Genomic DNA, 14,633 nt, shown 5'->3' on the forward strand with positions numbered 1-14,633 from the left:
TCCCATGTCAGATGCACTGAATACCGCGCACGCGCAGGTCGCCGCGCGCTTTGCCCGGCTGGCGCCAGCGCAGCGCACGGCGTTCCTGGCCGCGCTGCACGACAAAGGCGTGGCCTTCTCCACGCTGCCGATCGTGCCCGCGCCGCGCAGCGAAGCGCTGCCGCTGTCGTACGCGCAGCAACGCCTGTGGTTCCTGCAGCAGCTCGATCCGGCCGGCACCGCCTATCACATGCCGGGCGCATACCGGCTCGAAGGGGCGCTCGACGCCGCAGCACTGCGCCGTGCGTTCGATCGCATCGGTGCGCGCCATGAGGTGCTGCGCACCACCTATCCAACCGACGCTGCCGGCGTGGCGCGCCAGCAGGTGCACGACAGCCTGCCGCCGCCATTCGTCGAGATGGAAGCCGATCCCGCCGGCCTGGACACCACCATCGACGGCATTGCCCACGCGCCGTTCGATCTCGCCGCAGGACCGCTGTGGCGCGTCGCGCTGATCCGCGAGAGCGTCCAGTCCCATGTGCTGGTAGTGGTGCTGCACCACATCGTCGCCGATGGCGCCTCGATCGTGCGCCTGGTCGCCGAGCTGGCCGCCTGCTACGCGGCCGAAGCCGCCGGCACGCCGGCCGAACTGCCGCAGCTGCCGGTGCAGTACGCCGACTTTGCCGCGTGGCAGCGCAACTGGATGGACGCCGGCGAAGCCGAGCGCCAGCTCGGCTACTGGCGTGAACGCCTGGGCGATGCGCCCGGCGCCGCACTCGATCTGCCGGCCGACCGGCCACGCCGCGCGGCGCGTACCGGCGCGGGCGCCGAGCACACCTTCGTCATTCCGGCCGACGTGGCCGCGGCGCTGCGCACGCTTGCCGGCGCGCATCAGGCCACGCTCAACATGGCGCTGCTGGCCGCCTATGCGGTCTTGCTGAACCGCTACACCGGACAGGCCGATATCTGCATCGGCGTGCCGGTGGCCAACCGGCAACGCAGCGAGACCGAGGCGCTGGTCGGCTGCTTCGTCAACATGCAGGTGATGCGCGCCGAGGTGGCGCCAGACGAGCCGTTTGCCGAGCTGCTGCCGCGGTTGGCGCGGCAGGCAGCGGCGGACCAGGAGCACCAGGCGCTGCCGTTCGACCTGCTGGTGGAAGCGCTTCAGCCCGGCCGCAGCCTGGCGCAGCCGGCGCTGTTCAACGTCACCTTCGACCATCGCGCCGCTGGCGCTGCGGCGGTGCCGCAGCTGAAGGGGCTGCGCGTTACGTCGCTGGAACTGCCGGTGACGACCGCGCGTTTCGAACTCAGCCTGGCCACCACCGAGCTGCCCGATGGCAGCCTTTTCGGCCGGATCGCCTATGCCGCCGATCTGTTCGATGCCGCCACCGTGGCGCGCATGGCGGGGCACTATGGGCGCCTGCTGCAGGCGTTCGCTACCGATCCCGCCACGACGTCCGCCGCAGCGGTGCTGCTGGGGGATGCCGAACGCGACGCGCTGGCCCGCTGGAGCGAACCCGGCTGCGCGGCACCGCCGTTCGTGCCGGTACATGTGCAGGTGGCGGGCCAGGCCCGCCGCGTGCCCGAGGCCCCGGCCGTGCTGTTCGGCGATGCCACGCTCAGCTACGGCGAGTTGAACCGCCAGGCCAACCGGCTCGCGCACCGGCTGGTCGCGCAGGGTATTGGCGCCGAGAGCCGCGTCGGCGTGGCGCTGGGCCGTTCGCCGCGCATGATCGTGGCGCTGCTGGCGGTGCTGAAGGCTGGCGGCTGCTTCGTGCCCTTCGATACAACCTATCCGGCGCGGCGCCTGCTGGACATGCAGGAGGACGCCGCCCCGCAACTGCTGCTGACCGAGCGCGCGCTGCGCGAGTCCTTCCCGGTGGCAGAAGGCCTGCCGGTGCTGCTGGTCGATGACGACGCCGACGTATCCTGGCCCGAACACGATGCCGAAATTGCCGTGCACCCGGCGCAGCTTGCCTACGTCATCTACACCTCGGGCTCGACCGGCAAGCCCAAGGGCGTCGCGGTGGCGCACGGCCCGCTGGCAATGCACGTGGTCACCACCGCCGAGTGCTACGACATCACGGCCACCAGCCGCGAACTGCATTTCCTGTCGTTCAGCTTCGACGGCGCGCATGAGCGCTGGATGGTGCCGCTGGCCAGCGGCGCCAGCATCGTGCTGCGTGACGACACGCTGTGGAGCGTGGAGCAGACCTACGCCGCGCTGCGCCGCCATGCGGTCACGCACGCGGGCTTTCCGCCGCGCTACCTGCACCAGCTCGCGGCCTGGGCCGAGTCGCAGGGCGATCCGCCGCCGCTGTGGCTGTATTCCTTCGGTGGCGAAGCCATGCCCCGGGCGGGCGTGGCCCGCCTGACGCAGGCACTGCGGCCGCAGCACATCATCAACGGCTATGGCCCGACCGAGACGGTGGTGACGCCGCTGGTGTGGAAGGCAAGGGCCGCTGACGCGGAAGCCCAGGTCACCGGCGCCTATGCGCCGATCGGCCGGCCGGTGGGGGCGCGCAGCGCGTACGTGCTGGACAGCCGGCTGGAACCGGTGCCGGTGGGCGTGCCGGGCGAACTCTATCTCGGCGGCGAAGGGCTGGCGCGCGGCTACCTGGGCCGCGCCGGCATGACGGCAGACCGCTTTATTCCCGATCCGTTTGGCGCGCCCGGTGGACGGCTCTACCGCACCGGCGACCTGGTGCGCTGGCAGCCCGACGGCTGCATCGAATACCTCGGCCGGCAGGACCACCAGGTGAAGATCCGCGGCTTCCGCATCGAACTGGGCGAGATCGAGGCGCGCCTGTTGGCGCAGCCCGGCGTTCGGCAAGTGGTGGTGCTGCCGCACGAGACCTCCGCCGGCACGCGGCTGGTCGGCTACGTCGTGGCGCAGCAGGGCGCGGCATCGTGCGAGGCCCTGCGCGCGGCGCTCGCGGCGGCTTTGCCCGACTACATGGTGCCGGCCGCGATCCTGCAGCTCGACAGCCTCCCGGTCACGCCCAACGGCAAACTGGACCGGCGCGCGCTGCCGGAACCGCAGTGGCAGGCCGAGACCGCCTACGCCGCGCCGGTGTCCGCGGCGGAGCGGATGCTGGCGGCCGTGTGGGCAGACGTGCTCGGCATCGCGCAGGTGGGCCTGCATGACAACTTCTTCTCGCTCGGCGGCGATTCCATCCTGAGCCTGCAGATCGTCGCGCGCGCCCGTTTGCAGGGCTGGCGGCTGACGCCGCGCCAGGTATTCGAGCACCAGACGGTGGCCGCGCTGGCGCGGGTGGCGGAGCGCGTGGGTGGCACGGCGCAGGATGCGGCCCACGATGACGCTGGCGCGGCGCCGCTGACGCCGGTGCAGGCGGCCTTTCTCGGGCAGCCGCTGGCCGAGGCCAGCCGCAACCGCTTCAACCAGTCGGTGCTGCTGCGCCCGCAGTCGGCCATCGACGCACCGGCATTGCAGGCCGCGCTGCAGGACGTCACCGGCCACCATGCCGCGTTGCGCTACCGCTTCACTCGCACGGACCAAGGCTGGCGTCAGCAGGCCGTCGCCGAGGCCGGGGCCGCGGTCGCACTGACGACCATCGACGTGCCGGACGCCACGGCAATCACCGCTGCCTGCGATGCGGAGCAGGACCGGCTGGACATCGCCCGCAGCCCGCTGCTGCGCGCGCTGCACCTGCGCGTCGCCGATGGCAGCGAGCGGCTGTTCCTGGTCTGCCATCACCTGGTGGTGGATGGCGTGTCATGGCGCATCGTGCTGGAAGACCTGCAGGCCGCCTACGCCGCCCGGCTGGCGGGACAGGTGCCAGCGCTGGCGCCGGTGGGCGCCAGCTATGCCGCATGGAGCCGCACGCTGGCAGGGCCGGCGCGCGACATGTTCGCGCCCGAGGCCGAATACTGGCGCACCGTCACGCGCGACCAGATGTCATTGCCATGCGATGGTCCGGGCGGTGAACCGGCGCGCCCCCGCACGGCAAGCTTTGCTTTGGACGCGGCCACGACTGACGCCTTGCTGCGGCGTGCCCATGCCGCCTACCGCACCGGCGTCAACGACCTGTTGCTGACGGGCTTCGCGCGCGCGCTGTGCGCCTTTGCTGGCCGCGACGACATCCGCATCCACATGGAAGGCCACGGCCGCGAAGCCGAGGCGGCCGGCAGCGCGCTCGATCTCAGCCGCACGGTGGGCTGGTTCACCAGCGTCTGGCCGGTCCGGCTGGCGAGCGTTGCGGACGTTGGCGACACCATCGCCGGCGTCAAGGAAGCGCTGCGCGCGGTGCCGCGCCAAGGGCTGGGGTACGGCGTGCTCAGCGCTCTCGCGCCTGCGGCGCTGCCGCCGTGCGCGCCGCAGGTGTTGTTCAACTACCTCGGCCAGTTCGACGGCAGCCTTGGCGAAGGCAGCTGGCAGGCCGCCGCGGAGGATACCGGTCGTGGCGTCTCCGACGACATCCCCTTGCCGGCGCCGCTGGCGTTCGACGGCCGGATCCAGGGCGGCCGCCTGCAGTTCCGCTGCACCTACAGCGGCGCGCAGTTCCGCGAGGCCACCATCGAAGCGCTGATGGCGCGCATCGCGCAGTCGCTGCGCGAGGTGGTCGGGCATTGCGTGGCGCAGGCCGTGACGCGGCTGACGCCCTCCGATGTGCCGGCCAGCGCGCTGTCGCAGCTGCAACTGGATGCGCTCGCGCTGCGTGCCGACGAGATCGAGGACATCTGGCGGCCCACGCCGATGCAGCGCGGCATGATCCGGCACGGCGCGCGGCATCCCGGCTCGCCGGCCTATACCGTGCAGGTGCAGGCCACCATGGACGGGCTCGACGTGGAACGCATGGTCGCGGCGTGGCAGGACGCGGTGCGGCGGCATCCGGTGCTGCGGGCCCGGGTGGCGTGGCTGCAAGCGGGCGCGGGCATGGAGGCCGAGCCGCTGCTGGTGGTGCCCACGCAGGCCACGCTGCCGGTCAGGCACCACGACTGGCGCGAGCGCAGCCATCGCCCGGCCGCAGCCGTCGACGATGCCCAATGGCAGGCGCTGTGCGAGGCCGAGTTCCGCGAGGGCTTCGACCTGGGCCAGGCGCCGCTGATGCGGCTGACGCTGGTGCGCATCGGCGACCACAGCTGGCGCTTCCTCTGGACCTGGCATCACCTGCTGCTGGACGGCTGGAGCATGTCGCGCCTGCTGGGCGAGGTGCTGCGCGGCTACGACGGCGAGCAGCCGGCCCAGCCCGCGGTGTCGCTGCGCCGCTACGTGGCGTGGCAGCAGGCGCAGTTGGGCGCCGATCCTGAACAACGCTGGCGCGAGCGCCTGGCGCCGCTGGCACGCCAACCGGTGCGCATCACGTGCGAGGTCGCGCCGGCACGGCGCGGGCAGCAGATCCGGGCGGTGGAGCACGTGGTGCAGGCCGATGCGCTGCGCACGCTGGCCGCTTTCGCCAGCCGCCAGCACGTCACCGTCAACACGCTGGTGCAGGCAGCATGGATGCTGGCGCTGCGCCAGGCCACCGGTGCGCGCACGGTGGGGATGGCCGTGGTGGGCTCGGGCCGTTCGGCGGAGTTGCCCGGCATCGAAGACATCATGGGCTTGCTCGCGAGTACCTTGCCGCTGGTGCAGGCGCTGCCCGACTCGCTGCGCGTGGCCGACTGGCTGCCGGCGCTGCAGGCCGACAACCTGGCGCTGCGCGAGATCGAGCATGCGCCGCCGGCGTGGCTGCAGAGCTGGGCGGCCGGCAGCGACGATGCCACGCGCACGCCGTTCGACACCATGCTGATCTACGAGAACTACCCGGTCGACAGCACGCTGCGGGAAACCCAGCGCGGCGTGCTGCGCTTCAGCGATGTCGATAACCGCGGACAGATGAGCTATCCGGTAACGGCCATCGTGATTCCGCGTGAAACGCTGACGCTGCGCGTGGAGTACGACACGGCGGCGCTCGACGACAGCGCGGCGGAGGAACTGACCCGGCAGTGCGTGGCGATCCTGCTGGCGCTGCCGGCGCTGGCCGGCGCCACGCTGGGCGAAGTGCCGGTGCGCGTGGAGCACGGCAGCGCCAGCGCGCTGGCGGCCTAGGTGCCGACGGCTTTACCGCAGCAGGCGGCGCGGGCAGTCGCCGCACAGCGTGAAGGCCGGCAAGCGGTAGCGCAGGCAACACAGCCGGCGCAGCCACAGCGTGGTGGTGGTGCCGTCCTGCGTCACGCGGTGCGCGCGCATCGGCGCATGCAGCGGGTTGTCGCGGCCGTCGGGGCGGGTGCGGGTGTCCATCAGCCAGGCCGCGTCGGCCGCCAGCGTGGCGTCCGTGGCCGGCATATCCGGCTGCAGCAGGGCGGGCGCGTGGCGCAATACCTCGGCGACGACAGCGCCGGCATTGGCCCACAGCAGGCGCGGCGACGCGCCGCTTGCCGCTGCCAGTGCTTCGATCAGCGGTGCCAGCAGGTCGTCCAGCAGGGCGCCGTAACGCTGCTGCGGCGGCGCGCCGGCAAACCTCTGGCCAGCGTGTGGCAGCAGCAACGTCACGGCGCGGCCGTGCCGATCGGGCCGGATGGCCGTGTCGCGCAAGGGCAGCACGTGGTGCGCCAGCGCCGCGGCGGCCACCGTGCCAGGCAGCAGCGCGGAGAAGCAATGCCGCGCCCAGACCGAGCCGGCCACGCGCGCATCGTCGCCACCGTAGTGGACGGCCATGGCGTGAAGCGCCTGCCGTAGTGGGGCACGGCCCGCCGGCGCGGACATGAGCGCGGCGGGCATGACGTCATCGGACGTCGTGGGGCCGATGCGTACGGCCTCGGCGTAGTGACGCAGCGGCTCGGGAAACAGTGCAAGCAGGATCGGTAACGGAAACAAGAGGCAGCCCCGTACGGCGTTGCGGATATGCAGTCAACGCCTTTTCTTTGTTGAAAATGAGAATGATTATCAGGTATATTCGCAATTCGCTTTGTAAAGACAATCTCGCACCTGGGCGCCCCCTTGCCAGTCAGTCGCAGCATGGCCGCGGCTGCGGGGCGGTCCTGGCCTTGCCGTTCGCGCGGCAAGGCCGTGCGCGCGGTGGCAGCCAGGCCAGCAATGGCTGCCTCGTGGCTCCCGAGGAGACCCAATGACGCAGCCTATGCCCGACCTGACGATCCGTGCGCGCGCCTCGCAAGACCCCGCGCCGCTGTCGTTCGCGCAGCAGCGCCTGTGGTTCCTGCAGCGCTACGCGCCGGACAGCACCGCGTACAACCTGGTGCGCGCCTGGCGCCTGCAGGGCCCGCTGTCGGCTCCGGCGCTGGAGCAGGCGCTGGCGCAGGTGACGGCGCGCCATGCGGTACTGCGTACCCGTTTCTCGACCGGTGACGGCGAGCCCCGGCAGATCGTCGACAACGCGCCGCCGGCCGTGCAATGGATCGACCTGCCCGCAGGCGAGCTCGATGCGCAGCTGCGCCGCGAGTCGGCGCGCGTACTCGACCTGCACGCCGCCGCGCCTTTCCACGTCACCGTCGCCCGGCTGGAGGATGGCGCCCACGTGCTGGTGCTGGCCATGCACCACATCGTCTCGGACGGCTGGTCCAACCCGATCCTGGCGCGCGACCTCGCGCGGGCCTATGCCGCGGCCGTCAATGGCAGCGAGCCGGGCTGGACGCCGCTGCCGGTGCAGTACGCCGACTACGCTGCCTGGCAGCGCGAGCGTCTCGATGGCCCTGCGCTCGATGCCGCGGTGGCACGCTGCGCGGACCGCCTGGGCATTGGCATTCCCGCGCTGGAACTGCCGCTCGATGCCCCGCGCCCGGCGCGGCCGGCAGGCAAGGGCGGGCGCGTCCGCTGGACGCTGTCGGACGACGTGGTGGCAGCGCTGCGCAGCTACTGCGCTGGTGGCACGGGTCGGGGTGGCCGGCTCACGCCGTTCGCCGTGTTGCTGGCCGCATGGCAGGCGCTGCTGGCGCGCCACAGCGGCCAGTCCGACTTTGCCGTGGGCGTGCCCAACGCAGCCCGCACGCATGAAGAGCTGGACGAACTGGTCGGCTGCTTCATCAATACCCAGGTCTATCGCGCCCGGCTGACGCCCGGCCTGAGCGGCCACGCGCTGTGTCAGCAGGTCCGCGACGATGCGCGCGCCGCGCTGGACCACGCCGACCTGCCGTTCGAACTGCTGGTCGACAGGCTGGCGCCGTCGCGCGACCCCAGCCGCACGCCGGTGTTCCAGGCGATGTTCAACCTGCAGATGGGCGAGCCCGCCGCCTTCACGCTGCCCGGCCTGCAGGCGAGCGCACTGCCGGTGCCCGACGACAGCGCCAAGTTCGACGTCACGCTCGACCTGCACGCCAGCGCCACGCGCGTGTCGGCTACGCTGGAATACGACGCCACGCTGTTCACCGCGGCCACGGCCCAGCGGATGGCGCGGCACTATGAACACCTGCTCGGCGCGATGCTGGCCGCGCCCGAGACGCCGCTCGAAGCACTGCCGCTGATGGATGAAGGCGAGCAGGCCCGGACGCTGGCCGACGGCAACGACACCGGCCTTGCACTCGACCCGGCCGACGACGTGGTCGCACGGATCGCGCGCGCCGCCGCGGCCACGCCCGATGCCATTGCGGTGACGGACGGCGCCTCGAGCCTGACCTATGCCGGGCTGGAAGCGACCGCCAACCGCATCGCGAACTGGCTGGCCGCGCAGGAAGTCGGCGCCGAGGCGCTGGTCGGCGTGTGCCTGCCGCGCACGCCCGCGCTGGTGGCAGTGCTGCTCGGCATCCTGAAGGCGGGCGCCGCCTACCTGCCGGTCGACGCTCACCATCCGGCCGCGCGCAATGCCCACATCCTCGGCCATGCCCGTGCGCGCCTGATCCTGGCGAGCGCCGCTACACGCGCCGCGCTCGGCGACAGCGGCGCGGTGGTGCTGGTCGACGGCGACACGCCGCCCTGGAGCACGGCCCCCGATACGCCGCCGGCTGAGCCATGCCATCCGGCACAACTGGCCTACACGCTCTACACCTCCGGCTCGACCGGCACGCCCAAGGGCGTGCAGATTTCGCGCGGCGCGTTTGCCAACTTCTTGCGGGCGATGACGCCGGTGGTGCCGATGGACGGCAGCGACCGGCTGCTGGCGGTGACCACGCTCGGCTTTGATATCGCGGGGCTGGAGCTGTTCCTGCCGCTGGCCAGCGGCGCCCGCGTGGTGATCGCCACGCGCGACGATGCGCGCGACCCGGCGCGGCTGGCGGCGCTGATGTCCGCGCACGGCATCACCGTGATGCAGGCCACGCCCGCGACCTGGCAGATGCTGGTGACGCAAGCCTCGCCGCCATGGGAGGGGCTGCGCGTGCTGTGCGGCGGCGAGGCGCTGGGGCGCGAGCTGGCCACGGCACTGCTGGCCAGGGGCGCGCAGGTCTGCAACGTCTATGGCCCCACCGAGACCACGGTCTGGTCCGCGGCGCATGCGCTGGCGGCCGAGGGCGCTCCCGCGTGGGCGGTCGCGCCGGTCGGCCGGCCCATCGCCAACAACCAGCTCTACGTGCTGGACGCGCGGCTCGAACCGGTGCCCCCGGGCGTGGCCGGCGAGCTCTACATCGGCGGCGCCGGGCTGGCGCGCGGCTATGCCGAGGATCCAGCCCGAACCGCCGCGGCCTTCGTGCCCAACCCGTTCGCGCCCGGCACGCCGGGCGCCATGGCGGGCGACCGGCTGTACCGGACCGGCGACCTGGCGCGCAAGCGTGTCGACGGCATTGTCGAGTTCCTCGGCCGGCGCGACCACCAGGTCAAGGTGCGCGGCTTCCGCGTCGAACCGGGCGAGGTCGAGGCGGCGCTGAGCGCGTGCCCGCAGGTGAGCCAGGCAGTCTGTGTGGCCCGGCAGGGTCCCGACGGGATGGCGCGGCTGTGCGCGTACTACGTGGCCGCCACGGCTGGCGATGACTCGGACGACGCCATCCTCGCGCGCCTGCGCGAGCAGTTGCCCGGCTACATGGTGCCGTCCAGCCTGACGCGGCTCGATGCGCTGCCGCTCAACGCCAACGGCAAGGTCGACCGCCAGGCGCTGCCCGAGCCGGCCGCGCCGCGCGCGGCGGCGGCACCATCGACGCCGACCGAGCATGAACTGGCGGCGCTGTGGTGCGCGGTGCTGGACGTGGCCCAGGCCGGAGCCGACGACGATTTCTTCCTGCTGGGTGGCCATTCGCTGCTGCTGGTGCGGCTGCAGACCCGCATCCGCGAGCAGATGGCCTGCGAACTGGCGCTGCCGGCGCTGTTCGCTGCGCCCGTGCTGCGCGACATGGCCGCGGCGATCGACCAGGCCGGCCGGCGCGATGCCGACGCCGACCTGGCCTTCATGAACGATCTGCTGGAGGCCCTGTGAATCTGTTCCTCTCATTGCGCCGCCGCTTCGGCGGCCTCCTGCTGTTGGCGCTGGCCGCGGGCACCTGCAGCGCGCTCGCCGGCATCGCGCTGATTGCCGAGATCAACCGCATGATCGCCGCGCCGGCGGCGCTGGAAGCGGGGCGCATCGGCGTGCTGCTGGGCCTGCTGGCGGTGCTGTTCGGCTGCGGCTTCGGCTCGCAGGCGCTGCTGACCGCGCTGGGCCACCGCGTGGTGTACGACATGCGGCTGCGCATGCTCAAGCGCGTGCTCGATACCGACGTGGAGCGCCTGGAAGCGATCGGCGGCCCGACCGTCTATGCCACGCTGACCAAGGACATCGCCTCGATCGGCATGGCCTTCAACCGCGTGCCGTTCGTGTTCTACAACGGCGTGCTGGTGCTGGGCGGGCTGCTGTACCTGGGCTGGCTGTCGTGGCAGCTGTTCGTGCTCGGTGCCGCAGTGCTGGGCGCAGGCGTGCTGCTGGCGCAGCGCTGGGTGCTGCGCATGCGCACCCTGATGAAGGCGGTGCGCGATACCGACGACCGGCTCTACGCCGGCTACCAGGGCGCGATTGATGGCCGCTACGAACTGGCGCTCAATGCCTGGCGCAAGCAGAGCTTCTACCAGCGCGACTTCGAGCCCGCCGCGGAGTTTGCGCGCGCACATGAGGTGCGCGCCGACCGCTACTGGGTGCTGAGCCTGTCGTTCACCGCGACGCTGATTCTGGGGGTGGCGTGCGCGATCTTTATCGCCGGCGATGCGCTGGGTATTGGGCGCGAGCGCATCACCGCCTTCGTGCTGGTGCTGATGTTCCTGCGCATGCCGCTGAACGACCTGGTCGGCACGCTGCCGATCCTGATGACCGGCAACGTCGCGCTGCGCAAGATCGAGACGCTGCGGCTGGCGCCGTACACGGAGGATTTCGCGCTGCATTCGACCAATACCGCCGCTGCACCGCCCGCGCCGGGCACGCCGCTGATCACGCTGCAGGACGTGCGCTACGACTATCCCGGCCAGGGCGACGAGCGCGGCTTCCGCCTCGGCCCCGTGTCGCTGACGCTGTCCGCCGGCGAGACGGTCTTTATCGTCGGCGGCAACGGCAGCGGCAAGTCCACGCTGATGAAGCTGCTGGCGGGCCTGTACCAGCCGAGCGCCGGCAGCATAGCGCTCGGCGACCGGCCGGTGGGCACCGCCGAGCTGCCCTGGTATCGCAGCCATTTCGCCACGGTGTTCTCCAACGCCCATCTGTTCGCGCGGCTGGTCGGCCCGGACGGGCGCTTCGACGCCGCGGTGGCCAATGCTTTCCTGAAGCGGCTGCACATGGACCACAAGGTCGCCATCCGCGATGACCTGCTGTCGACCACGCAGCTGTCGCAGGGGCAACGCAAGCGGCTGGCGCTGCTGGCGGCTTATGTCGAGGCGCGCCCGGTGCTGCTGCTCGACGAATGGGCAGCCGACCAGGATCCCGTGTTCCGCGCCTATTTCTATGAATCGCTGCTGCCGGAGCTCAAGCGCAGCGGCAAGACCATTGTCGCGGTCAGCCATGACGACCGCTATTTCCACGTGGCCGACCGCGTGATCGGCGCCGACAGCGGCGTGATCCGCGCCGACAGCGCCACCGACAGCGCCGCCGCCCCCGCCGCGGCCGGCCAGACCGACCATCAGGCCGCCGCATGACGCGCGCCAACACAGACAGGGAGTCAGTTCACATGCAAAGCAATGCCGCGCCTTTGATGACCCACGCGATCGCGAGCCAGCCCTGGTTGTCCGCGACGAGCCTCACCCTGCAGAGCCGCTGGGATGGCTGCGCGCTGCAGCTAAGCCTCGACGGCACGCCGCTGCAGGCCTGGCAGTTTACGCCCGGCACCCAGCCGCGGCTGGCACTTGCCGATACCGACCCGGTCCATCCGCTGGCGCGCGCGGCGACCTTTGCCGCCTGCGAGGCGGTGCTGGCGCGCACCCCCGCGACGCAGGCAATCGCGCTGGACCTGCCCGATGCCATCGCCAACGCAATGCTGCGCGAGGGCAGCGCCACGCGCGCGGCCGGCGGCGAGCTGGTGACGCGCGTCGAGCAGCTCTGGCAACTGCCGGCGCTGTGGCACACCGGCACCTCGGGCCGCGACTATCCGCTGCAATACGCGATGACCCAGGGCCGGCGCCATCCGCTGCGCGCGCCCAAGCCGTCGGGCCAGGTCTATGCACGCCATATCCCGTGGCTCGGCCAGGTGTTCTCGATGCGGGTGGCCGATCTCGATGCCGACCTGGCGTGCTTCCACGGCTGGATGAACGATCCGCGCGTGGCGGCGTTCTGGGAGGAAGAAGGCGATCTGGAAAAGCATCGCGATTACCTGTCGGCGCAGCTGGCCGACCCGCACACCATCCCGCTGATCGGCTGCCTGGACGGCAAGCCGTTCGCGTACTTCGAGGTGTACTGGGCCAAGGAGAACCGCATCGGCCCCTACTACGACGTCGACGACTTCGACCGCGGCTGGCACGTGCTGATCGGCGACGGCGAGATCCGTGGCAAGGCGTATATCAGCGCCTGGCTGCCGTCGCTGATGCACTACATGTTCCTGGACGACCCGCGCACGCAGCGCATCGTCGGCGAGCCCCGCATCGATCATGTGCAGCAGATCCGCAACCTGGACCGTTCCGGGTTTGCCAAGGTCAAGGCCTTCGACTTCCCGCACAAGCGCGCCATGCTGGTGATGCTGCTGCGCGAACGCTTCTTCGGCGAGCGCCTGTGGGTGCCGCAGGACGACGGGCAGGCGCAGCTGTCCGGTGCAGAACCGACCGCGCTGGCGGCCTGAGCCAGCCGCGCAAGGAGAGACCATGCTCTATTCCGCTTCCACCTTCGCCGCCCACGGCACCGATGCCGGTGCAGGGCCCGTGCTCGACCTGCTGGGCATCGGCTTCGGGCCTTCCAACCTCGCGCTGGCAGTGGCCCTGCGAGAAATGCTGCCGCAGCAGGCACCGTTCCGCTTCGGCTTTGTCGAGAAGAAACCGGGCTTCGTCTGGCACGGCAATATGCTGCTCGACAACAGCCGCATGCAGATCTCGTTCCTGAAGGACCTGGTCACGATGCGCAATCCGGCCAGCCGCTATACCTTCATCAACTACCTGCACGAGCGCGAGCGGCTGCTGGACTTCATCAACACCCGCACCTTCTATCCCAGCCGCTACGAGTTCAACGACTACCTGTCCTGGGTGGCGGGTGATTTTGCCGACGCCTGTCACTACGGCGAGGAAGTGGTTTCGGTCGCGCCCGAGCCCGCCGGCGGCAATGGCGATCTGGCCTGCCTGCGCGTGACCTCGCGCACGGCGGAAGGGGCGCTGACCGAGCGCCGCGCGCGCAACGTGGTGGTCAGCGTCGGCGGCGCGCCCAGCATTCCGGACGCCTTCGTGCCGCTGCGCGGCCACCCGCGGGTGTTCCATTCGTCGTCGTACCTCGAGTCGCTGGAGCGGCTGGAGCGCACAGCGCCCGTGCGGCGCGTGGCAGTAATTGGTTCGGGCCAGAGCGCCGCCGAGATTTTCCTGGACCTGCATGGCCGCGAAGGCGGCATTGCGGTCGACCTGGTCAGCCGTGCGCCGGCGCTCAAGCCGGCCGACGACAGCCCCTTCGTCAACGAGATCTTCAACCCGCGCTATATCGACTACCTGTTCTCGCGCGAGGCGACTGAGCGCGAGCAACTGCTGCGCGAGTTCGGTAATACCAACTACGCGGTGGTCGATACCGACCTGATCGAAGCCATTTACGAGGTGCTGTACCAGCAGAAGGTCACCGGCAAGGTGCGCCACCGCCTGCTGGCCGGCAGCGAGGCCCGCCATGCCGAGGCCGATGCCGACGGCGTGCGGCTGGACATTGCGCGGCGTGACGATGGCGCGCATCAGTTGCAGCGCTATGACGCGGTCATCCTCGCCACGGGCTACCGGCGCGAGCTGCACCAGTCGCTGCTGGCGCCGCTGGCGTCCTACCTGGACGACGCCAAGGGCTTCCAGGCCGACCGCGACTACCGGCTGCAGATGGCGCCGGGCTGCCAGGCGGGCGTATTCCTGCAGGGCTGCTGCGAAGCGACGCACGGCTTGTCGGACACGCTGCTGTCGGTGCTGGCGGTGCGCGCGCAGGAGATTGCGGCCGCCGTGCTGGGCAACCGGGCGGGTGCGGCATGCGCCATGGAGGCCGAGCCGCCTCGCAGCCGCCCCGCGCGCGTCGCGCACGCCGGCACGCACTGAGGTATCGCCCATACAAAGCAATATGAGGACCGGCGGCCGCGACCAGGCGGCCAGCCGGGTCCCACGGCCTGGATTTTCACAACCGAGCAGGGGAGTAAGAAGGAAATGAAACACAGCAACA

Annotated in this window: 6 protein-coding genes; 5 read left to right on the forward strand and 1 reads right to left on the reverse strand. The window is 71.2% G+C overall.

Going from position 1 to position 14,633, the window contains the following annotated elements; translation table 11 throughout:
• Positions 1 to 4: 4 nt before the first annotated feature.
• Complete coding sequence (locus AC3WQZ_RS02655) at positions 5 to 6,031, forward strand: amino acid adenylation domain-containing protein (protein WP_492299997.1); 6,027 nt, start codon at positions 5 to 7, stop codon at positions 6,029 to 6,031.
• Between the two features lie 12 nt (positions 6,032 to 6,043).
• On the opposite strand, the gene fhuF is transcribed toward AC3WQZ_RS02655, so the two are convergent.
• Positions 6,044 to 6,799 (reverse strand): siderophore-iron reductase FhuF, encoded by a 756-nt coding sequence (gene fhuF / locus AC3WQZ_RS02660; protein WP_081645093.1) that lies wholly within the window; start codon positions 6,797 to 6,799, stop codon positions 6,044 to 6,046.
• Positions 6,800 to 7,049: 250 nt separating this feature from the next.
• Between fhuF and AC3WQZ_RS02665 the strand changes: the two genes are divergently transcribed.
• From AC3WQZ_RS02665 to AC3WQZ_RS02680, 4 genes are read left to right on the forward strand one after another with little or no spacing between them, the layout of a single operon-like run.
• The gene (locus tag AC3WQZ_RS02665; RefSeq protein ID WP_492299998.1) at positions 7,050 to 10,277 is read left to right on the forward strand and encodes an amino acid adenylation domain-containing protein; all 3,228 of its coding nucleotides are present in this window, start codon (positions 7,050 to 7,052) and stop codon (positions 10,275 to 10,277) included.
• Positions 10,274 to 11,956, forward strand: a complete 1,683-nt coding sequence (locus tag AC3WQZ_RS02670; protein WP_011617403.1) for a cyclic peptide export ABC transporter — start codon at positions 10,274 to 10,276, stop codon at positions 11,954 to 11,956. Before AC3WQZ_RS02665 ends, AC3WQZ_RS02670 begins: the two co-directional genes overlap by 4 nt.
• Before the next feature lie 32 nt (positions 11,957 to 11,988).
• On the forward strand, positions 11,989 to 13,089 hold the full coding sequence (locus AC3WQZ_RS02675) for a GNAT family N-acetyltransferase (RefSeq protein ID WP_011617402.1): 1,101 nt from the start codon (positions 11,989 to 11,991) through the stop codon (positions 13,087 to 13,089).
• Positions 13,090 to 13,111: 22 nt separating this feature from the next.
• On the forward strand, positions 13,112 to 14,512 hold the full coding sequence (locus tag AC3WQZ_RS02680) for a lysine N(6)-hydroxylase/L-ornithine N(5)-oxygenase family protein (protein ID WP_010810183.1): 1,401 nt from the start codon (positions 13,112 to 13,114) through the stop codon (positions 14,510 to 14,512).
• The last annotated feature ends 121 nt before the right edge of the window (positions 14,513 to 14,633 follow it).

The sequence above is a fragment of the Cupriavidus sp. FW305-26 genome, from assembly GCF_058787975.1.

Bases quoted from the DNA above. Each gene is read 5' to 3' on its own strand.
- AC3WQZ_RS02675 (WP_011617402.1), top strand. From the start codon at position 11,989: ATGCAAAGCAATGCCGCGCCTTTGATGACCCACGCGATCGCGAGCCAG.
- AC3WQZ_RS02680 (WP_010810183.1), top strand. From the start codon at position 13,112: ATGCTCTATTCCGCTTCCACCTTCGCCGCCCACGGCACCGATGCCGGT.
- AC3WQZ_RS02665 (WP_492299998.1), top strand. From the start codon at position 7,050: ATGACGCAGCCTATGCCCGACCTGACGATCCGTGCGCGCGCCTCGCAA.
- AC3WQZ_RS02655 (WP_492299997.1), top strand. From the start codon at position 5: ATGTCAGATGCACTGAATACCGCGCACGCGCAGGTCGCCGCGCGCTTT.